Source organism: Endozoicomonas sp. G2_2, from assembly GCF_017744135.1.
Classification (GTDB): Bacteria; Pseudomonadota; Gammaproteobacteria; order Nevskiales; family Salinisphaeraceae; genus Salinisphaera.
Map to the genome: position 1 here is coordinate 294066 of NZ_JAGHQU010000002.1, position 20980 is coordinate 315045.

Below are 20980 nucleotides of genomic sequence, written 5' to 3' on the forward strand. Positions count from 1 at the left end.
GGCGGATTGCCGGGCATGGCCCGGCGCCTCTCACACGCGTTTCAGCGCCCCGGGGGGCTTCAGCGCAGGGCGCCGAACACGCCGGTGCCGCTCGCACAGCTGCTGTCGGGGTAATCGCTGTCGACCACCTCGTCGATCCATTGCTGTAGCAGCGCGAGCGCTTCGTCGTGAACGATGCTGCGCGCGATCGGCGGCATGCGCGCTTCCACGTCGTTCGACCCCATGCGAAACGGCATGATCGAATCGGCGCTGCTGCCGGGCTGTATGTCGTGCGGTCGGCCGCCCGAACCGGCGCCCGCGGCGGTCGGTGTCTTGCAGATACCGTAGGACGAGTTCACCTCGCGGAAGTAATCCAGGTACAGGCCGGTATTCGATGCCGCGCCGCCTTCGTTGTGACAGTGCGCGCAATTGACTTCGAGATAGCCGCGAATACGCAGCTCGAGGTCGGCATCCGAGCCGGCGGTCTCGCCACCGTCGCCGGGGACTTCGAAGTAGGGGATGCGTTCCACGTTCGTGGCGATCATGGTGTTCGCATCGACACCCAGATCGGCCGGCGCGCCGCTGAGCAGGTTGCGATCCACCCAGTAGGCGATCTGGTTCTGCATGCCCGCGCCGTCGTAGGCGTAGGGCTTGTTCAGGTTCCGGGGTTTGGGCCCGATCGGCGCCGCGCCTGCCGGGCGATGGGTATTGCCGTGGCAGGTGACGCACTGGGCGGCGTTCGGAATGTTGTAGCTTTCGGTGCTGCCCTGATGCAGGTTGCCGCTGTGGGCATCGGTGTAGTTCCAGGCGACGGCGGCCGTGCCGCCGCCTTTGGATAGCGTCGCGACACGTGTCGCGGCGTCATCGTTTTCCCAGATGTAGGGGAGCCCCACCCATTTCACCGTGCCGTCGTCGTCTTCACGCTTGATGAGCAGGCGGGTCTCGACGTGATCGATGGTGCCGTTGCCTTCGTCCGGAAACGAGAATGTCTTCGCGATCACCGTGCCCACGGGGAAGTCGTAGGTTGCATTCACGTCCTCGCTGCCGTCGTGATACACGGCTGCCTCGCCGGGCGGCATGAACACGAAGCGATATTTTCTCGCGTAGTCGGAGAACAGCCGGGTGTTCAGGTCGTAGGGAATGCCTCCGTTGCTGTTTTCACTGGGGTCTTCGGGATCGTCGAACAGGTGATAGCTCGCCAGATCCGGGCAGTCGACCGCTGCCAGCGCCTCCCAGTTGATTGCGCCGGCCGTGTCGCGGCTACACAGTGCGGCAATCTGTTCGTCGGTCGGCCGATCGCTGCCACCTTCAGGCAGCGTATAGGTTTCCAGCTCGACCGCGGGCATGCTCGCCAGCGTGGCGCCGTACTGTGCCTGACACTGATGCGGCGACACATCGGTATCCGCGGGGAACTCGGGGATGCCGCTGATCAGGCCGGGCAAGAAATCCGGGTCGGCCAGTTGGGCAGGGTCGGTAATTGCGCCGATCAGGGTGTCCAGCCCGCGCAAGCCGTGGAAGTTGGCGAAATCCGGGGCAAGCGGGCTGCCGGCGTGGGTGTTGTTTTCGATACAGATCCACATCGAGGGCTTCTTGCGTTCGTCGCTGCTGTCGAACTTGTAGGCGTTGTAGCGATCCTTGACGCTATTGCCTTCCACGTCGCCGCAATCCTGCGGCTTTACATCGGTACCTTCGAACAGGGGCTTGCCGCGTGCGTTGGCAGGCACGTCGGGTTGCGGGCATTCGTTCGGCGCGTCGTAGAGCCCGTCCCAGAGGATATCCGCGCCCTGGCCGCCGTTCTTGAGGCCGATCAGCGTGGGCAGCGCGCTGGAAATATCGCCGCTCGCCAGCGCTTCGGGATCAGGCGGTGGGAGCATGTAACCGGAATTTTCGAAGCTGTTGTCGTGAATCGACAGCGCCTCGGTATAGACATCCTGACGCAGATCGCCGTCATCGCCGATCAGTTCATAGCTGGTGATGATGATGGCCGCGGTCTTGTGATCCTCGAAGCGGTTGTTATCGACCTCGACCTGGTCATAGGCCAGCGTGATAAGGCCGCTGCCGGAGGGCACCTGGGAGACGATGCCGCCCGCCGCGAAGTTCTCGAAGTTGTTGTTGCGCGCCACGTTGTCGTGCATGTGTGCCTGATAGCCGTACTGGGTGAGGTATGGCAGGTCGTAGATGATGTAGCCGACCGTGTTGCACTCGGCGACGTTATCGAACATTTCGGCGCGCTGCGTGTTCTCGAACTCGTAGCCGGCCACGTTGTAGAGCGCCCGGCTGTTCTTGATGATCACGTCATCGGTCTGGCCGACATAAATGCCGGCATCGGAGGCGCCCAGGGATTCCACGTTGTCCAGCAGCACGTTTGATGCCTGTACGGGGTAGATGCCGTAGCGGCCATTGCCGGAATCGGGCTGATAGGGGGCCGGGTTGATTTCGCTGATCGGTTCGGCGGGGCACTCGTAGTGGATCGCGCTCTGGTAGTTGTCTGCGGTCACCGGCCGGTCGGTACTCGACCACATGGTGCGGACGTTGCGATAGGTGACGATATCCGAACTCTTGATCTTGATGCCGTCGCCCGGGGTATCGGTCACCGTCAGGTCGGAGACCACGACACCTCGCACATTGCTGATGAGCAGGCCCTCGGCCGTATCGCTGTTTTCGAACGACAGCACGGTCTCGTCGCGGCCGCAGCCGCTCACGGTGACGCCCTCGGTATCCTGCATCACCAGGCCGGTGCTGAACTCGAAAAAGCCGCAACCGAACTCGATACGGTCCCCCGGTGCGGCTTCGAAGAACGCCGCGACCGCGTCGGCGGTGGCGTTTTCGCCGGGCGAGATCCGGAACACGCGCGGCGCCGGCGTCTTGCCTGCGCCATCGCTGTTGTCTGTTTCGCCGGGGATCGCGGTGCCCGAACCGATGTCGACGCGCGCATCGTCATCGCAGGCGGCCAACAGCCCGATGGATGCCAACATTGCGATACCGATTATCCAACGATTGACGCGTACTCGCTTATCCATCGATAACCCCCAGGGCGCGATACGGTGCAACATGCATCGCGCGATTGCCCATGCGCTTGTCTTTTCATTCATAGACCAGCGCTCGCCTGCCGTATAGAGCTGGCGCAGGTAAATTTCTACCGCGCCGGGAAATCGCGGATTACCGATGGGTTTGCGGTGTCCGCCCAGGCCGCGGACCGGGCGACGCTAGGCCGAGCGATGGACCAGGCGGACCAGCGAACTGCGATTGGTCACGCCCAGCTGTCGGTAGACGCGGTAGAGCCGGTTGGAGACGGTCGATGGGGCCAGTTCGAGCTCGCGGCCGATGTCCTTGAAGGTCATCCCGCGGCACACGCCGGCCACGATTTCCTGATCGCGACCGCGCAGACAGTCGATCGGGCCTTCGCGACGGATTCGCACGCAGAACAGATCGCCCAGCGCTTCGACCTCGATACATAGACCATGGGTGACCCGGGTCTCGCCGGGTGCGGGTAGAGTGAACGGCAATCGCTCGTACGACCACGATTCGAACCGGTCTTCGATCAAGTCCACGAACGACGGCTGGGCCTGGTAGAGCAGGCCGTGGTCGTCACAGACCGCGGCATGAACCGCAGGCGACTGCGGCCGCGCGCCGGTGGCCATATGCAGAAAGAACGCGTGGCCGGCAGCGGCCACCAGATGATAGGCCGCGCGTTCGAACAGGCACCGTTCGTCTTCGGTGAAGGGGCGGTCGGCGTCGAAACGGTACAGGCTGAGCAGCGTGTAGAGATGGCTGCGCCGGTCGTAGGCCAGATAGCTCACTATACGTTCGATACCGTAGCGCGAAAAACAGCGGCGATAGACCGGACTTTGCAGGAAAGCGGAGTCGCCGATCACCGAACGCATGTCGACCGCCTGCCCGACGTTGTCGAGCAAGGCCGGCAGAATGGGGTTGATGCCCTGCGTTCTTTCGAGCGCCTGCGGGTAGCCTGCCTCGACGCCGAGCGTCACCACACTGTGAAACACGTTCGACGTGTAGTTGCCGGACCCCCAGAGCGCGCCGTCGAAATCGACGAGATCGCCGAGGGCGCGCAAGGCCGTCTCGCGAAACGTATCCGTACTGCCGTTTTCAACCGAGTGGTAGAGATTGGCGATGAAAATATCGACGCGATCCATTCATCCCCCGTGTTGAGCCGACTGAGCCGGCCTGTTGTTTTTCTGGATGGGACGCGTCGAGTATTAGCCCGATTCATCAACGGTGTAAAACCGGGTTCGGATCACCGTGCGGCATGCCGAGAATAGGAAAATCGGCATTTTCAAATATCTTCAGCGGCTTGCGGTTTTTCGTCGTTCGCTTGGGCCGGGTTGGCGCGTTAACGGTATTTGTCGTTCAGCGCCCACAGCCGCGCGGCGGTATCCACGTCGGGTATGCCGTCGTAGCGTGCCGGACGAAAATGCATCTGGAACGAGATCAGGACCGAACGTGTGCGTTGATCCAGTTCACCGGTGACCGGCAACTGATAGCCATAGCGGGCCAGAGCGGACTGAATGGCCGCAATGCTCGGCATGTCGCGAAAGAAGCGTTGCCGATAGGCCTCCACGGTGGGCGCATCCGGCCAGGCGCCGATGCCGTGCCGGTAGAGCAGTTCCCAGGGGAAGGCCGGGCCCGGGTCGACCTTGCGCCCCGGCGCGATGTCCGAGTGGCCGACGACGTTGACGGGCTGGATGTCGTAGCGGTGGATGATGTCGCGCGCCAGCGTGATCACCGCCTCGATCTGGTCGCCGCCGAAGCCCTGCCAGGCCGGGCCGCTGGCGGTGTCGATGGGGCCCATGTTCACGATCTCGATGCCGATCGAACTGTCGTTGAGATGGGTTCGATCGGCCCAGGCGCTGGTGCCGGCGTGCCAGGCACGTTCGTGCTCTGCGACCAGTTGATAGACGATGGGGGCGCCGCCGTGTTCGGGAGGATGATCGCCCACCAGATAATGTGAGCTCACCGAAGCGCCGGTCAGCACCTTGAGCGCGCGGGGTTCGTCGCCGCCGGTGTAGTGCATGACCAGAAAGCGCACGCGCTGGTTGTAGGCGCGTGCACTCTCGGCCTGATCGGCCCAGTAACCGCTGCGCTGTTTGAGGTTCGCCGGCGTGCAGGCGGTGATCGCCCATGCCACGAGAACACACACGCTTAAACGGGCGATACGCCCGACGGCGTCACTGTCGAGCCGCGGTATCCGGTTAGAGAATTCAGGCTTCGCCATCGGCAAATCGATCCTTGATGTAGGTGACTTCGGTCTTGCCATGGGGCTTGGGCTTGCCGTCTGCGCCCATGCAGACGAACACGAGTTCGTCGATGGTGAGGATGCTCTTGCGGCTGATCTTGTTACGCACTTCGCAGCACATGGTCAGCGACGTTGTGCCGAAACGCACGGCCGCGATGCCCAGTTCGATGATGTCGCCCTGGCGCGCGCTGGACACGAAATTGATTTCGGAGATGTACTTGGTGACGATGTGTTCGTGGTCGAGCTGGATGATCGCGTAGATCGCGGCTTCCTCGTCGATCCAGCGCAGCAGGCTGCCACCGAAGAGGGTGCCGTTGGGATTGAGATCCTCGGGCTTGATCCATTTGCGTGTATGAAAATTCATGGCCGATCCTCGCTCGCGGCGTAGCCGCAAAGCCACGCAGGCTACCCGAAGCGCCGCGCGTCGGCCATGTGTGAATCGAAACCGCGTGGGTGCCCGTTCGGCGTGATCGTCGCCGGTTGTCCACGCGCCATTGTTCAGGAATACCGTTGACCCAGACCGCCAAAACCGACGACCTGCTGGCCGCGGTGCAGACACGCGATCGCCATCGCCTGCAGCAGAAGCTGCGCCGTGCGCGCAATGACGCCGAACATGCGCGCGTGCAGGGGGCGATCGAGAAGAGCGCTGCCGTCACGGCGCAGCGCGCGACAGTCCGGGGGGAAGTATCTCTTGTCGAGGGATTGCCGGTTACCGAACGCGCCGACGAGATCGCGAAGGCGCTGCATGAAAACCAGGTGGTCGTCGTCTGCGGCGAAACCGGTTCCGGCAAGACCACGCAGCTGCCCAAGATTCTCATGCAGGCGGGGCTCGGCGCGCGTGGACTGATCGGCCACACGCAGCCGCGTCGGCTGGCGGCGCGCAGCGTCGGCCAACGGATCGCCGACGAACTGGAGACGCCGTTCGGCGAACTCGTGGGGTTCCAGACCCGCTTCGAAAAGAAGCTCGGCGAGACCACCCAGATCAAGCTGATGACCGACGGCATTCTGCTGGCGGAGACGGCCCGCGACCGGTTTCTCAACCGCTACGAAGCCATCGTTATCGACGAGGCCCACGAGCGTACGCTCAACGTCGATTTTCTGCTCGGCTATCTCAAGCAGCTTCTCGACAAGCGTCCTGATCTGAAAGTGGTCGTGACCTCCGCCACGATCGACCCGGATCGCTTCGCGCGGTTTTTCGGCGGCGCGCCGGTGATTAACGTTGAAGGGCGCGGCTATCCGGTCACGGTGCGTTATCGCCCGCCGGAAGAGGACGCCGACCTGGCGCTGGCGATCGAGAACGGTGTACGCGAGCTGTGGCGCGAAGGCCCGGGCGACATCCTGGTGTTTCTGCCCGGCGAGCGCGATATCCGCGACTGCGAACGGCATCTGTCCAAAGCCCTGGCCGGTGACCGGCACAACGCCGAAATCGTGCCGCTGTATGCGCGCCTGACCCGCAGCGCCCAGAACCGCATCTTTTCGGCCAGCAACGGCCGCCGCGTGGTGTTGTCGACGAACGTGGCGGAAACCTCGTTGACCGTGCCGGGCATTCGTTATGTCATCGATACGGGGCTTGCGCGCATCAGCCGGTATTCCACGTCCGCCAAGGTACAGCGCCTGCCGATCGAGCCGGTCTCGCAGGCGAGCTGCAATCAGCGCGCCGGGCGCTGTGGGCGCGTCGCCCCAGGCATCTGTATCCGCCTGTTCGACGAGGACGACTACAACAACCGGCCGGCCTTTACCGACCCGGAAATACGGCGCACGAACCTTGCCAGCGTGCTGCTCACCATGGCGGATCTGAAGCTCGGCGAAATCGAGCGTTTTCCGTTCATCGACCCGCCGGAGCGGCGCTATATCAACGACGGGCGCAATCTGCTGACCCAGCTGCAGGCGATGGCGGACGGTCGTATCACCCAACTCGGCCGTCAGCTGGCGCGCCTGCCGCTGGACCCGCGTATCGGGCGCATGCTCATTGCCGGTAATGCCATGGGCGTGCCCACGGCCATGCGCGTTCTCGCTGCCGGCCTGACCATCCAGGACCCGCGCGAGCGCCCGGCCGCGCAACGCGAAGCCGCCGATCAGGCCCAGCGCGAATTCGCCGATGTGCGTTCGGATTTCACCAGTCTGCTCAAACTCTGGGACGGGTTCGCGAAAGCGCGCAAGGAGCACAGCGGCAATCAGTTGAGAAAGTGGTGCCGTGAGCGGTTCGTCAATTTCATGCGCATGCGCGAATGGGAGGATCTGGCCCGCCAGCTGCGCCGCATCACGGCGGATCTCGGCATGGGTCAGAACCCGAGTCGAACGCCGCTGGCGGAGGTCGATTTCGTCGCGTTGCATCAGGGCCTGCTTCCGGGCCTGCTCGACCACGTGGGCCAACTGGACGAGAAGGGTGAGTATCAGGGTGCGCGTGGGCGCAAGTTTCGTATTTTTCCCGGCTCCGGTCTGGCCAAAAAGAGCCCGAAGTGGATCGTGGCCGGTGAGCTTCTGGAAACCAGCCGGCTGTTCGCGCATACCGTGGCCGGTGTCGACCCCAAGTGGATCGAGAAGGCGGCCGAACATCTGGTGGCGCGCGAGCACTACGAACCGCACTGGGAAAAACGCCGCGGACAGGTCGCCGCCTACGAGCGCGTCAAGCTGTTCGGCCTGACGCTGGCGGACGGGCGCAAGGTGGATTTCGGGCGCATGGACGCGACCGTGGCGCGCGAGATATTCATCCGCGACGGTCTGGTGAATTTTGCCGTGGCCGATTCCCGCGGGCGGCTGCCGGAGTTTCTGCAGTACAACCAGATGATCGTCGAGGATATCGCCGCGCAGGAAGCACGCTTTCGCCGCCGCGATCTGCTCGTTGACGAGACCACGCAGGCGCGCTTCTACGATGAACGGTTGCCGGCACAGGTGCGCGACCGCAAGACGCTGCAGCAATGGCTGAAGAACCACGACGACCTCTTGCTGCGCTTCGACGAGGACACGCTGCTGCGCCACGCGGGAGTGGATCTGCCGGAGGACGCCTATCCGCAGACCATGCGCCTGGGCGATCTGCCGATCGGTCTCGACTACGCCTTCGAGCCGGGCACCGAGCGCGACGGCGTGACCGCGCGCGTACCGCTGGCGGCACTCAATCAAGTGCCACCCGAACGTGCGCAGTGGCTGGTTCCGGGGTTGCTCGAGGAGAAATACCGCGAATACCTGAAAGCGCTACCCAAGCGGCTGCGCCGTGCAGTGGTGCCGGTGCCGGAGTTCGCCCGCGCCGCGGCCGAGCGCGCCGATTTCGGCAAGGGGGATCCGCTCGACGCACTGCGCGATGCCGTCCAGGCGATGACCGGCGTCACGATTCCCGCGGATACCTGGGACGATTTCACACCGAGCGCGCATTTGCAGCTGCGCTTTGAGGTGGTCGACGACGAAGGCGAAACGATCGCCACCGGTCGCGATCTCGAAGTCTTGAGCCGTGAACTCAGCGGGCGCGCGCGGGCTGCGGTCGCCCAGGCTTCGGATGACCAACTCACCGAGACAGGGCTCACGTCGTGGCCTGACCGGGATCTACCCGAAAGCGTCGAGCTACGACATGCCGGCGTTCGCGTACAGGCCGTGCCCGCGCTTGTGGATCGCGCGACGCATGTCGATCTCGAACTGCTCGACGATCCGGCAGACGCGGCGCGCCAGCATCGCCTGGGCACCATTCGTCTGGCCCGTCTTGCAGCGGCCAAACAGGTGCGACTGATCAAGCGGGACCTGCGCGGTTTTAAATCGTTGGCGGTCATGAAATGGCCCGTACCGCCAGCAACGGCCCTGGCAGATTCCCACGTCCAGGCGGCACTGGCCGACGATCCCGAGTCGGTCCTGCTCGCCGATCTCGTGACCGCATTGATCGATCCGCACATCGACATGCCGGTGAGAACCGCGGCCGCGTTCGAATCGCTGGTGGCCAGGCTCCGATCGGACCTGATGGCCGAAGCGGTCGCCCTGTGGGATCGCCTTCAGCCGGCATTGGCGCGGCTGGCAACGATCAAAAAGCGGCTGTCGAAGAACATCGGGCTGGACTGGATGGCCGCCGTCGAGGACATGCGCGACCAACTCGCGCATCTCGTCTATGCAGGCTTCATCAGCGACCACGACGCCCCGGCCCGGTTCGCCCAGGATCTCGACCGATATCTCGCCGCAATCGAGCAGCGGCTCGACAAGCTGAGCCGGGAAGGTGCCGCGGCAGACAAACAGCGAATGCGCGAGATCATCCCGTTCTGGCAGGCCTACAAACAGCAGGCCGAGCGGACGCGATCCCGCGGCGAGCGGCCGGATACGCTGCGCACCGTGCGCTGGATGATCGAGGAATACCGCGTGCAGGTATTCGCCCAGCCACTGGGAACGGCGATGAAGGTATCGGCAAAACGGCTGGATGCCGCGTTTGCCGAGTTGAAGTCCTAGAGTGGCGTTAGCGAATAGCGAGCGCCAATCAGTTTAGGCACATGGCGAGTAAAGCTTTGCGCTGTTGGGATTTCACATGATGGCTTAATCGCGGGCCGTGCAGTGCGGCATCAGCTAGTCGATCCCAGCGGCCAACTCCGCCGCCTCCCGAATCGCTCGCTTGGCATCCAGCTCGGCCGCCAGATTGGCGCCGCCGATGATATGCGTCTTGATCCCGCGGGCGCCGAGGGCGTCGGCGAGGTCGCGGCGGGTTTCCTGGCCGGCGCAGATGACGACGTTATCCACGTCCAGCAGTCTGGTTTCGTCGTTCACGCGGATATGCAGGCCAGCGTCGTCGATGCGTTCGTAGGCGACGCCGCCGAGCATGTGTACGCCCTTGTGCTTGAGCGAGGCGCGGTGGGCCCAGCCGCTGGTCTTGCCCAGGCTCTTGCCGGGTTTGGCGTCGGTACGCTGCAGCAGCCAGACCTCGCGCGGGGAGGGTTCCGGGTCCGGCTTCATCAGGCCGGATTCATGGGCGAGGCTCGGGTCCACGCCCCATTCGTCGAAGAACTTCTGTTTGTCTTCGGCAGGCGAGGGGCGGGTGTGGGTAAGGAATTCGCTGACGTCGAAACCGATGCCGCCGGCGCCGATCACCGCAACGCGACGGCCGACTTCCACACGACCATGGATGACGTCGATATAGGAGGCCACGCTCGCGTGCGCGATGCCGTCGATGGCGGGGGTGCGCGGGTTCACGCCGGTGGCGATGACGATATCGTCGAAGCCCATAGCGACGAGATCGTCGGCATCGACGGGAGTGTCGAGGCGCACGTCGACCTTGAGCAGTTCCAGCTTGCGCGCGTAGTAGCGCAGGGTTTCGTAGAACTCTTCCTTGCCGGGAATCTTCTTGGCCATGTTGAACTGGCCGCCGATTTCGCTGGCGCTGTCGAACAAAATCACCTTATGGCCGCGTTCCGCCAGGCGTGTGGCGGCTTCCAGGCCGGCCGGGCCGGCGCCGATGACGGCGATGTCCCGAGGTTTGTCGACCGGCGGGAAGTTGAGCTTAGTTTCGTGACCGGCACGCGGGTTGACCAGGCAGCTGGCGCGTTTCCACTGGAAGGTGTGATCCAGACAGGCCTGGTTGCAGGCGATGCAGGTGTTGATCTCGTCCGCGCGCGCCTGCGCGGCCTTGTTCATGAATTCAGGATCGGCCAGGAAGGGGCGTGCCATCGAAACCATGTCCGCGGTGCCGTCTTCCAGCAGGGATTCGGCCACATCCGGCATGTTGATGCGGTTGGTGGTGCACAGGGGCAGGGCGACTTCGCTCTTGAGCTTTTTCGTGACCCAGGCGAAGGCCGCGCGCGGCACGCGGGTGACGATGGTGGGAATGCGCGCCTCGTGCCAGCCGATGCCGGTATTGATGATCGTGGCGCCCGCGGCTTCGACGGCCTTTGCGAGCTGCACGATCTCGTCCCAGCGCTGGCCGTTTTCCACCAGATCGAGCATGGACAGGCGATAGATGAGGATGAAATCCGGGCCGAGCGCCTTGCGGATGCCTGCGACGATCTCGACCGCGATGCGCTGGCGGTTCTCCACGCTGCCGCCGTACTCGTCGTCGCGGTCGTTCACACGTTCCACGAGAAACTGGTTGATGAGATAGCCTTCGGAGCCCATCACCTCGACGCCGTCATAGCCGGCCTCGCGGGCGAGTTCCGCACAGCGGATATAGTCGCGAATGGTGCTCTTCACGCCTTCCGTGCTCAGCCGCTTGGGCTTGTAGGGCGTGATCGGCGACTTGCGATCGGATGCCGAGACGATGAACGGGTGATAGCCGTAGCGCCCGGCGTGCAGGATCTGCATGCAGATCTTGCCGCCTTCGGCATGCACGGCGTTGGTGATCCTGCGGTGCGGCCACACATGCAGCCGATGCGAAATCTGGCCGGCCATCGGCGAGACCCAGCCGGCCACGTTGGGCGCGATGCCGCCGGTGACGATCAGCCCCACGCCGCCGGCCGCACGCTCGGCGAAATAGGCGGCGAGTTCGTCGTAGTGCCAGAAGAAATCCTCCATGCCGGTATGCATGGATCCCATCAGTACCCGATTCTTGAGCTGCGTGAAGCCAAGGTCGAGCGGTTCGAAGAGTTTTGGGTAATTGGGATTGTTCATGGTCGTCCTGAAGGCAACGTGGCGAGCGGATTATATCCAACCTGACGCGGTAACCGGGATCACCGTTTGCGCTCGCGGATTAACGCGGTTTCCGCGTCAACGCCAGCGATTGTTCACGGGTAGCGGCTGTGTCAGTGTCCGCTATGGAGGAGAGTGCGGCATGATTTCAATAGATTCGCACGTCAAGGAGATCGAGCGCGTCGCGGCCGGCGAGCACAGCCTGCGCGACCGGCCGGTGGTGCAGTCGTGGCTGCGCTGCGTGAACGACTACAAGCTCGACCCTGCCAACGCGCAGGACGCCTACATCGTGCCGAACGCGAAACTGCGCGAGCATCAGGAGCAGGCCGAGTCGTTGATCCGTATCAGCCGCGCCGGCCTCGCCGCGCTGTTCGACCAGATTGCGGCCGACGATTACGTGTTGCTGCTGTCGGACGCGAGCGGTGTCGCGGTGGATTATCTCGGCAACCCGCGCCTGGATCGTGAACTGCGCCGTGCCGGGCTGTATCTGGGCGCCGACTGGTCGGAAACGCGCGCGGGTACGTCCGCGGTCGGCGCCTGTCTGGTCAGCCGCGAACCGGTGGTGATTCATCAGGACGATCATTTCGATCCGACCCATACGCCGCTGACCTGTACCGCGGCGCCCATCTTCGACACGCGCGGCGCGCTGGCCGCGGTACTCGATATCTCGCAGCTGAGCTCGCCGAACGCGAAGACGAGTCAGCGCCTGGCGTTGCATTTGGCCAAGGCAACTGCGCGCCGTATCGAAATGGCGAACCTCGTCGCCCGTACCGGGGACGAATGGGTGCTGCGCCTGTCGCGCACACCGGATTTCCTGGACACCGCGCCCGATGCCGCGATCTCGCTCGACGCCTCGGGCAATATTACCGGGCTGACGTTTGGCGGGCTCGAAGCGCTGGGCCGCTCGATGGGCTTCGGCGACGGCAACCCGCAAACTCTGATTGGCCAGCCGATCTCTTCGCTGTTCGATATCGGCATCGACGAGTTGCCGTATTTCATGCGCGGGAATCCGGCTGGCGAACGGCTGCTGCACGCCAACGGCGAGCCGCTTCTGTTCGCCAGTGCGATGTCGCCGGCGGATACGCCAAAACCCGCGGTCGCCGTGCCGCGCGGGCCGAAGACGGACGCATTCGCGGCGATGAGCCACGGCGATACCGCCATGCGGCTGCTACAAGCGAAGGCGGCCAAGCTGGCAGCCCGGCAAATTCCCATTCTCGTGCAAGGGGAAACAGGCAGCGGCAAGGAGGTGCTGGCCCGTGCGATCCACGACAGCAGCAACGAGGGCGGGCGCTTCGTCGCCGTCAACTGCGCCGCCATACCCGAGCATCTGATCGAGTCCGAGTTATTCGGCTACGTGCCCAATGCCTTCACAGGGGCCTCACGCAAAGGCAAAACCGGGCTGATCGAGTCCGCCGCGGGCGGCACGCTGTTTCTCGACGAGATCGGCGATATGCCGTTGGCATTGCAGACCCGGCTTCTGCGCGTGTTGTCGGAGAACGAGATCGTGCCGGTCGGGGGCCTGGAGCCGAAAAAAGTCGAGCTGCGGCTCGTTTCAGCCACCCATCGCGACCTGAAAACGCTGGTGGCCGAGGGCGTGTTCCGGGAGGATCTGTATTACCGCCTGAACGCGGCGACGCTGAGCTTGCCGCCACTGCGCGCACGCGAGGATTTTGATGGGCTTCTCGACCGGCTCATCGACGACCTCGGGCAGCGCTACGGGCAAAGCTACCGGCTCGACAGCACGGCGCGGCGCCTGCTGCGCGTTTATGCATGGCCGGGCAACCTGCGTGAAATGCAGAACGCGCTGGAGGTGGCCTCGGCCTTGACCGATGATGGCGTGATTCGTGAGCGCCATCTGCCGGATGCAATCCGCCAACCGATATCGGCCGAGTCTGAACTGCTCGTTCAACTCGAGCAGTGCAACGGCAACGTATCGGCCTTGGCGCGCCGGCTCGGCGTCGACCGTTCGACCGTCCATCGGCGCCTGAAACGCTGTCGGCAGCAGGCCACGCGCCACTGAGTGGATTGTTGCCACACCTGTGGCATCACCTGTTGCACAGGGCCGAACACTCAGGCGGTCGTCGCGTAAAAACTATTTCTAAACAATGCTCTTTAGGAGCGGCACGTGTTTTGCTCTGGCAGCGTCAGACCGTCGATAAAGACGGCGATGTGAATAATCCGGAGGAGAACACATGCAGCTCGAGAACAGGGTGGCGCTGGTGACTGGCGGCGGCCGCGGGATCGGCCAGGGTATTGCGCTGGCGCTCGCCGAGGCTGGTGCCGACGTGGCCGTCGCCGATGTCGATGCGACCATCGCCCGGGAAACGGCAGACAAGGTCGAACAGGCAGGGCGTCGCAGCACGGCAATCACTGTCGATGTGCGAGACCCCGCGTCGGTCGAAGCCATGGTGGCGTCTACGCAGGCGGCGCTTGGCGATCTCGATATCGCGGTGAACAACGCCGGCGTCATCAGCATCAAGGGTGTCGGCGAACTGAGCGTTGACGACTGGGACCAGATCATGGCCGTGAACGCCCGCGGCGTATTTCTCTGCGCCCAGGCCGAACTGGCCGTGATGCGGCCACGCCAATCGGGCCGGATCGTCAACGTCGCGTCGATCGCCGGCAAGGTCGGCTTTCCCGATCTTTCTCACTATTCCGCGTCCAAATTCGCGGTGATCGGCTTCACCAACGCCATTGCCAAAGAGGTGGCGCCGGAGGGCATCACCGTAAACGCGATCTGTCCCGGCATCGTTGGTACCGGCATGTGGCGCGGCGAGGACGGCCTTTCCGGCCGCTGGCGGGAACCTGGCGAAACCGAGGCGCAGTCCTGGGAGCGCCATCAGAAGACACTGCTGCCCCAGGGCGTGGCGCAAACACCTGAGGATATGGGCCAGTTGGCCGTGTATCTGGCCGGCGCGGAACACGTGACCGGACAGGCGATCGCGGTCGACGGCGGCTTTTCGCTCTAGCCGAAGAACGGATCGTTGGAAGAAGAGGGCGGTACAGCCCCTGTACATAAAAGCAAGCAAGGAGGAGTTTCATGCTCGACACCACAGCGGCCGCGCAGGCCAACAGCGTGCTCAACCGCCTCGACGAGGCACTCACCCAGGGCGATATTGACGCCGCGCTCGAGCTGTTCGCCGGTGAATGCTACTGGCGCGACATGCTCACGTTTACCTGGAACATCACGACAGCCGAAGGCAAGCGCGATATTCGCGACATGCTTTCGAACTGCCTGGACCGCGCCAAGCCCCACGACTGGGCACTCGACGAGCGCGAGACGGCGACCGAGACCGACGGCATCATCGAAGCGTGGATCGTGTTCGAGACGGCGGTTGCGCGCGGGTCCGGCTTCGTGCGTATCAAGGACGGTCTGATCTGGACATTGCTCACCACGATGGATGAGCTCAAGGGCTACGAAGAACCGCTCGGCGAGTCGCGCCCGCTGGGCGCCAAACACGGCGATGACCAGGGCAAGCCGACCTGGAAGGAAGAGCGCGAACACGAACTCGCCTCGCTCGGCGTCGACACGCAGCCGTATGTGCTCATCATCGGTGGCGGGCAGGGCGGCATCGCCCTCGGCGCTCGGCTTCGTCAGCTCGGCGTGCCGGCGCTCATCATCGAAAAGAACGAGCGGGCGGGCGACTCCTGGCGCAAACGCTACAAGTCGCTGTGCCTGCACGACCCGGTCTGGTACGACCACCTGCCGTATATCAAATTCCCGCGCAACTGGCCGGTCTTCGCGCCCAAGGACAAGATCGGCGACTGGCTTGAGATGTATTCGCGCGTGATGGAACTCAACTTCTGGGGCTCGACCGAGGCGCGCAGGGCCAGTTATGACAAGGCCAGCGGCACCTGGACTGTGGTGGTCGAGCGCGACGGCGAAGAAATCACGCTCAAGCCGCGTCAACTTGTGCTCGCAACCGGCATGTCGGCCAAACCCAACGTGCCGAACATCGAGGGCCAGGAGGTGTTTGAAGGCGTCCAGCAGCATTCGTCCGAGCACCCCGGGCCGGACGGCATGCAAGGCAAGAAAGTCGCCGTGATCGGCTCGAACAATTCGTCGCACGACATCTGCGCCGCGCTTGCCGAGGCCGGCGTCGACGTCACTATGATTCAGCGCTCGTCCACGCATATTTCGCGTTCGGAATCGCTGATGAAGTACGCGCTCGGTCCGTTGTATTCCGAGGAGGCGCTGGCCAACGGCATCACCACCGAAAAGGCCGATATGCTGTTCGCCTCGATTCCCTACGCGATCCTGGCGGATTTTCAGAAGCCGATATTCGACGAGATACGCAAGGTGGACGCCGACTTCTACGACAAGTTGGAAAACGCCGGGTTCATGCTCGACTTCGGCCCCGACGACTCCGGGCTGTTCATGAAGTATCTACGCCGCGCCTCCGGCTACTACATCGATGTCGGTGCGTCTCAGATGATCATCGACGGCAAGATCAAACTGGAAAGCGGTTCTGAAGTCGCGCGGCTCACCCGGAACAGCGTCCAGCTCGAAGACGGGCGTGAGATTCCGGCAGATGTCGTCATCTATGCCACGGGCTATGGCTCCATGAACGGCTGGGCCGCGGATCTCATTTCGCAAGAGGTCGCGGACAAGGTCGGCAAGGTCTGGGGGCTGGGCTCGGACACCCCGAAGGATCCCGGCCCTTGGGAAGGCGAACAGCGCAACATGTGGAAGCCAACACAACAGGAGGCGCTGTGGTTTCACGGCGGGAATCTCGCGCAATCAAGATTCTACTCCCACTTTCTCGCGTTACAGCTGAAGGCACGCATGGAAGGGTTCGCCACACCAGTCTACGGTCAACAGGAAGTGCATCACACCCATTAGCGGCATCTAGAAATCACTTTAAGTTGAGCGGGGGCCATTTGGCCCCCGTTTTTTTATGCGCTTTCCGCGCCTGTCTGGAATTTTCTCTCGCAAGACGAGTCAGACTTGCCCTTGGCCGTCGGTAACGTGATGCGCGCGCCGGGTTAAAGCTTCTGAATGACGGGTTTACGTGTGCCGTTGTGGCCTGGGGTAAACTCGACACTGTTATTGCGCTAGGGAATGTTCCTGCATGGCCGAATTTTCGGTTATCGAAAAGAGGGCGCGCGAGCGCATGGGCGGCCGCGACGCACTGGAATCGCGCCTCATCCGCCCTGAGCCGCCTGAATCGCTCGCCATGATCGGTGACGATCGCTACCTTTCCGTCATGAATCGCCGCGTTTTTCGTGCCGGTTTGACGCACACGCTCGTGGACGCACGATGGCCCGCCTTCGAGGCCGCGTTCGCGGATTTCGATGTTGGATCGGTCGCCGCACTCGACGATACGGCGCTGCAACGCCTCGCACGTGACGAAACGCTGATCCGACACCGCAAGAAGATATTCGCCGTTCGGGACAACGCCATCGCGATGCAGGCGATTATCGAGGAGTTCGGCAGTTTCGGGTTCTGGCTCGCAGAATGGCCGGAAGACGAAATCGTGGATCTTTGGCAAACCCTGCGTCGCCGCTTCAGCCAACTGGGCGGCAATTCCGCGCCTGCGTTTTTACGCATGTGCGGCAAGGACACCTTTTTGCTGACCGACTGGGTTCTGAGCGCGCTCGCATACTGGGGCGCCCACGAAGGGCGTGCCACGAGCAAGACGGCACTCGCCGCCATTCAGCAGGCCTTCAACGACTGGCAGCGAGCATGTGATCGACCGCTGTGCCAGATCAGCCAGATTCTCGCTTTTTCAATAGATTAGATAAGAGTCTTGATGCAACTACGAAACAAATGTCGCAAGCTGTTTCTTCTCGCCGCCATGCTTGGGCTGGCACTCGCGGTCGCAGGATGCGGCGCAGAGAAGGACCAGCAGATCACACTCGCCGGCAAGCTCACGTATCCCGGCGACACCAAAGTGCCGCCCGAGTCCGGCGCCCGCATCAGCATGGTCGAGCAGGGTACGGCCGGCGGTGACAAGCGCATCGTCGCGGAACGCTCTCTTCATAATATCGGTCAGAAACCCATTGATTTCGATATCGTTGTCGACCGCGGCCTGATCAATGCCGAGGGTCGTTACGCGCTGCGTGCCGAGATTCTGGATAACCAGGGCGACACACGGTGGACAACGAAGCAGCCTGTAACGATCAAGCCCCTCGAGAGCGTCGATCCCATTCAGTTGGCGCTTCAGCCCACGGCTGAACGCGAACAACTTGCATTTACCAAGTATCGCTGCGAGGACGGTTTCCATTTCGGTGCTGCAACCACCGAAGACAAGGCCGTTGCCAGGCTCGGCAACCGACGGCTTGCGCTCGATGCCGCCAGGAATGACGAGTCCAGCCAGCTATTCCGCGATTCGCATGGCAACGAGTTGCGCGTCGGTGAAACGACAACCGACTTCAACGTCGATGGCGGCGCACACGAGAACTGCCAGGTTGTGAAGGATCACACGCCGGCGGCCGAAAACGGCAACCAGTCATCGCCGTCAAACGACGACCTAAAGTATCGCTCGGCTGAGGGTGAAGGTGACGCCGGGGATGCCGCGCAGACGCCAAACAACCCCGCAGGCGCAGACGAATCGCGTGACGGGAGCTAAAAACAGCGAACGCCATGTGTTAGCTGGCGACTCATTTAACTGAGCGCAAAGTCGCGACTTAGCGGAACCGTAGAACAATCGACCCGGATCTTGTGGCTCGACACATGACGCCGATCGATCGCCAGCGATCGAACGCCGCTCAAGGTATCTCCCATAGCGCGACAAGCTGATCGAGGACCAATTAGAAGGTGCCAGGGATCTCGACCAGCGACCTGAGCCACACACATGACTGTTCATAATGTATATTATGTTAAATAATATATTTCAGGCTATAACCGTGGCGCCTAAAAAGCTTGATGCAGTGTCTCCTTAACGCAGCGCCCTAGGTTCGTGACATGTCGAGTGCACTAGTCATCAAACGCATAACTGTATATAAATACAGTTATGGCAAGTTTGAATTCACAACCTATTTCGACTGCAGAGGCTGCGTGGCAACGCTTTGGTGTTTACCGCGCCAGCCATCAGGCTGAGCTTCTCACCATAAGTACTGGTTGGCCGGCACTGGATCACTTGCTGCCGGGTGACGGTTATCCGGTGGGTGCAGTAACCGAGCTGCTGGTTGAGTGTCCCGGTATAGGCGAAGTCAGTCTGTTGCTGCATGCGTTATCCAATCAGCTCTGCACACATCCCTCTCGCCGGCTGGCAATAATCGATCCACCGCCGGCTTTGAACGCACCCGCACTGATACAGCTCGGCATTGATTGCCGGAATGTACCGTTCATAGCCTGTCGCAACGACGGTGAACGTGTTTGGTGTGTCGAACAAATGAGCACCGCCGGAGAGTTCGTGGCGTTTGTTGTCTGGGGCGACACTCTGGACACAACAGCACTACGCCGATTGCAGCTGGCCGCAGAAAAGGCAGTCTGTCCAGTATTCGTCTATCGGCACTTGTACCGTGCGACAGAGCGTTCACCAGCGGCATTACGCCTGGCGGTTACTGCACACCTTGTTGACGGGCATCTGCATCAGCGCTTGAAAGTAGTTAAGTGCCGAGGGCCGGCCGGCGCACGCATCGATAGTTTAATGATCGCGGACGGCAAACCGTGGCGGCTACCGTCCGAGCAGCGCGATTTATCCAGCTGTATGCGTGCTTCCAACGAACAATGGAGCGAGGAGCACTGCGATGTGGCTGGCTCTGCTTTTTCCACATTGGGCACTCGATAGCCGCGGCGCAATGGCGTCCCAGAAGGCGCTTGCGCTGGTTGCGGACTCGAGCCTTGGTCGCCGTCATGTGATCGCGGCCAGCGAAGCGGTTGTTCGTAGCGGTGTGCAGCGTTTGATGGAGCTGGCCGACGCCCAGCTCCGTGCGCCGGACGCTTGCGTACTCGAGCGTCGTGCCGACGCTGAATCGGCAGCGCTGGAGCGACTTGCCGGCTGGGCCTGGCGATACAGCGCGCAGGTACATGTTGCTCGCGAAAGCAACAATGTCGCGACAACTCGACTGGTTTTCGAAATCGGGGCCAGCCTACGGCTGTTTGGTGGTCAGCGTGCTCTAATCGCCCGTATTCAGGACAATCTTGCCGATTTCGGTTATCGGCACAATGCCGGTATTGGTGATACGCCTGCCATGGCTCTCGCTAGAGCCCATGCACCGCGACGACTTAGGAGCCAGCCTTTGGCGCGGTTGCCGTTGAGCTGCCTGGCATTGCCCTCTGGCACGCTGGCCTCGTTACAGGCGAGCGGTCTGCGTGAAATCGGCGAGTTGCTGAGCTTGCCTTCGGCGATGTTGCACAAACGTTATGGGGCTGAACTGCTCGAATACCTAGATCGCCTTCATGGTTTCCGACCGCACGGTTTGGCGTGTTATCGACCACCACAGCGCCACATCACCCGTCACGAGCTTTTCGGTGCCGTGGAAAGCGTACAAGGTTTGGCTTTCGTGCTGCGTCGAGTATTTATCGAACTCGGCGCCGTATTGCGTGGCGCCGGGGCCGCCATACAGACTCTCAAACTGGCACTTATTCACGACCAAGCGCCGACTACGCGCCTGACGCTGCACCTAAGTGCCCCTTCGCGCAGCGCCGATCATTTCGAACGCATTGCCCAATACCGGCTGGCCCGACTCGACCTGGTAGCCCCGGTGTTGGAGATTGGCCTGGCAACGGACCAACTACGCCCCGTAGAGCCGGATCAACAAACGATCGAGCACGATAACAGTGCAGCTCCGACGCCCGGGCATTGGCCCGCCGTGCTGGATCGACTGCGTGCAAGGCTCGGCCATGATGCGGTCTACTGGCTTCATGCACCGGCCGATCATCGTCCCGAGCGGGCCAGCTGCCGCGCTGAACAACCGACTGATTCTCCAACACCATCCGCAGCGCCGCGTCCGCTCTGGCTGATCGAACCGCCCCGCCCTGCACCTGCCAACCTGCGATTTATCAGCGGCCCCGAGCGCATTGAAACCGGGTGGTGGGATGAGGCGACAAGTGTGCGGCGTGATTACTTTCGCGCGGTCGACGGCAACGGTCGTCAACTCTGGGTTTATCGTCGACTCGACGATGAAGTTGCAACTGGTTCAAACGTCGATACGCCCCGCTACTATCTGCACGGGCTATTCGGCTGACACGCCATGGGGTTTAGTTCGCTTTCCGGG

13 protein-coding genes are annotated in these 20980 nt (G+C 62.6%); 8 read left to right on the top strand and 5 right to left on the bottom strand.

The features are described from left to right. Positions 1–59: 59 nt before the first annotated feature. The 4 genes from J7355_RS03580 to J7355_RS03595 form a co-directional block, all read right to left on the bottom strand. Positions 60–2954: a parallel beta-helix domain-containing protein gene (locus tag J7355_RS03580; RefSeq protein ID WP_209059999.1), complete on the bottom strand. Its 2895-nt coding sequence runs from the start codon at positions 2952–2954 to the stop codon at positions 60–62. 231 nt (positions 2955–3185) lie between these two features. Further along, on the bottom strand, positions 3186–4133 hold the full coding sequence (locus tag J7355_RS03585) for a helix-turn-helix transcriptional regulator (RefSeq protein ID WP_209060001.1): 948 nt from the start codon (positions 4131–4133) through the stop codon (positions 3186–3188). A 197-nt stretch (positions 4134–4330) separates the two neighbouring features. Further along, the gene (locus tag J7355_RS03590) at positions 4331–5212 is read right to left on the bottom strand and encodes an N-acetylmuramoyl-L-alanine amidase (RefSeq protein ID WP_209060003.1); all 882 of its coding nucleotides are present in this window, start codon (positions 5210–5212) and stop codon (positions 4331–4333) included. Continuing rightward, complete coding sequence (locus tag J7355_RS03595) at positions 5199–5597, bottom strand: hotdog domain-containing protein (protein WP_209060004.1); 399 nt, start codon at positions 5595–5597, stop codon at positions 5199–5201. The genes J7355_RS03590 and J7355_RS03595 overlap by 14 nt, the downstream gene beginning before the upstream one ends. A gap of 146 nt (positions 5598–5743) precedes the next feature. Here J7355_RS03595 and hrpA point away from each other — a divergent pair, with 146 nt between their 5' ends. Next, positions 5744–9652, top strand: coding sequence for an ATP-dependent RNA helicase HrpA (gene hrpA, locus J7355_RS03600; protein WP_209060005.1), 3909 nt, complete (start codon positions 5744–5746; stop codon positions 9650–9652). Between the two features lie 114 nt (positions 9653–9766). Here the strand turns inward: hrpA and J7355_RS03605 are convergent, their stop codons facing one another. Next, the gene (locus tag J7355_RS03605; protein ID WP_209060006.1) at positions 9767–11797 is read right to left on the bottom strand and encodes an NADPH-dependent 2,4-dienoyl-CoA reductase; all 2031 of its coding nucleotides are present in this window, start codon (positions 11795–11797) and stop codon (positions 9767–9769) included. A gap of 160 nt (positions 11798–11957) precedes the next feature. Here J7355_RS03605 and J7355_RS03610 point away from each other — a divergent pair, with 160 nt between their 5' ends. The 7 genes from J7355_RS03610 (at position 11958) to J7355_RS03640 (ending at position 20950) form a co-directional block, all read left to right on the top strand. Then, entirely contained in the window at positions 11958–13835 is a 1878-nt protein-coding gene (locus tag J7355_RS03610) for a sigma-54-dependent Fis family transcriptional regulator (RefSeq protein WP_209060008.1), read from the top strand. Positions 13836–14007: 172 nt separating this feature from the next. Further along, a complete protein-coding gene (locus tag J7355_RS03615) occupies positions 14008–14784 on the top strand; it encodes an SDR family NAD(P)-dependent oxidoreductase (protein ID WP_209060010.1) in 777 nt (258 codons plus the stop codon). Between the two features lie 71 nt (positions 14785–14855). Further along, on the top strand, positions 14856–16658 hold the full coding sequence (locus tag J7355_RS03620; protein ID WP_209060011.1) for an NAD(P)/FAD-dependent oxidoreductase: 1803 nt from the start codon (positions 14856–14858) through the stop codon (positions 16656–16658). 229 nt (positions 16659–16887) lie between these two features. Further along, positions 16888–17556 carry a DNA-3-methyladenine glycosylase I gene (locus J7355_RS03625; protein ID WP_209060013.1) on the top strand — a complete coding sequence of 223 codons (669 nt, stop codon included), beginning with the start codon at positions 16888–16890 and terminating at the stop codon, positions 17554–17556. A gap of 57 nt (positions 17557–17613) precedes the next feature. Continuing rightward, positions 17614–18387 carry a YbaY family lipoprotein gene (locus J7355_RS03630; protein WP_209060015.1) on the top strand — a complete coding sequence of 258 codons (774 nt, stop codon included), beginning with the start codon at positions 17614–17616 and terminating at the stop codon, positions 18385–18387. Positions 18388–18771: 384 nt separating this feature from the next. After that, entirely contained in the window at positions 18772–19551 is a 780-nt protein-coding gene (imuA, locus tag J7355_RS03635) for a translesion DNA synthesis-associated protein ImuA (protein WP_209060017.1), read from the top strand. Continuing rightward, positions 19511–20950, top strand: a complete 1440-nt coding sequence (locus tag J7355_RS03640; protein WP_209060018.1) for a DNA polymerase Y family protein — start codon at positions 19511–19513, stop codon at positions 20948–20950. Before imuA ends, J7355_RS03640 begins: the two co-directional genes overlap by 41 nt. The last annotated feature ends 30 nt before the right edge of the window (positions 20951–20980 follow it).

Excerpts from the sequence above, each read along its gene's own strand:
- J7355_RS03640 (WP_209060018.1), top strand. The coding sequence starts at position 19,511 with ATGTGGCTGGCTCTGCTTTTTCCACATTGGGCACTCGATAGCCGCGGC.
- J7355_RS03610 (WP_209060008.1), top strand. The coding sequence starts at position 11,958 with ATGATTTCAATAGATTCGCACGTCAAGGAGATCGAGCGCGTCGCGGCC.
- J7355_RS03625 (WP_209060013.1), top strand. The coding sequence starts at position 16,888 with ATGGCCGAATTTTCGGTTATCGAAAAGAGGGCGCGCGAGCGCATGGGC.
- J7355_RS03615 (WP_209060010.1), top strand. The coding sequence starts at position 14,008 with ATGCAGCTCGAGAACAGGGTGGCGCTGGTGACTGGCGGCGGCCGCGGG.
- J7355_RS03585 (WP_209060001.1), bottom strand. The coding sequence starts at position 4,133 with ATGGATCGCGTCGATATTTTCATCGCCAATCTCTACCACTCGGTTGAA.
- J7355_RS03580 (WP_209059999.1), bottom strand. The coding sequence starts at position 2,954 with ATGTTGGCATCCATCGGGCTGTTGGCCGCCTGCGATGACGATGCGCGC.
- J7355_RS03595 (WP_209060004.1), bottom strand. The coding sequence starts at position 5,597 with ATGAATTTTCATACACGCAAATGGATCAAGCCCGAGGATCTCAATCCC.
- imuA (WP_209060017.1), top strand. The coding sequence starts at position 18,772 with ATGGCAAGTTTGAATTCACAACCTATTTCGACTGCAGAGGCTGCGTGG.
- J7355_RS03590 (WP_209060003.1), bottom strand. The coding sequence starts at position 5,212 with ATGGCGAAGCCTGAATTCTCTAACCGGATACCGCGGCTCGACAGTGAC.
- J7355_RS03620 (WP_209060011.1), top strand. The coding sequence starts at position 14,856 with ATGCTCGACACCACAGCGGCCGCGCAGGCCAACAGCGTGCTCAACCGC.
- J7355_RS03630 (WP_209060015.1), top strand. The coding sequence starts at position 17,614 with ATGCTTGGGCTGGCACTCGCGGTCGCAGGATGCGGCGCAGAGAAGGAC.
- J7355_RS03605 (WP_209060006.1), bottom strand. The coding sequence starts at position 11,797 with ATGAACAATCCCAATTACCCAAAACTCTTCGAACCGCTCGACCTTGGC.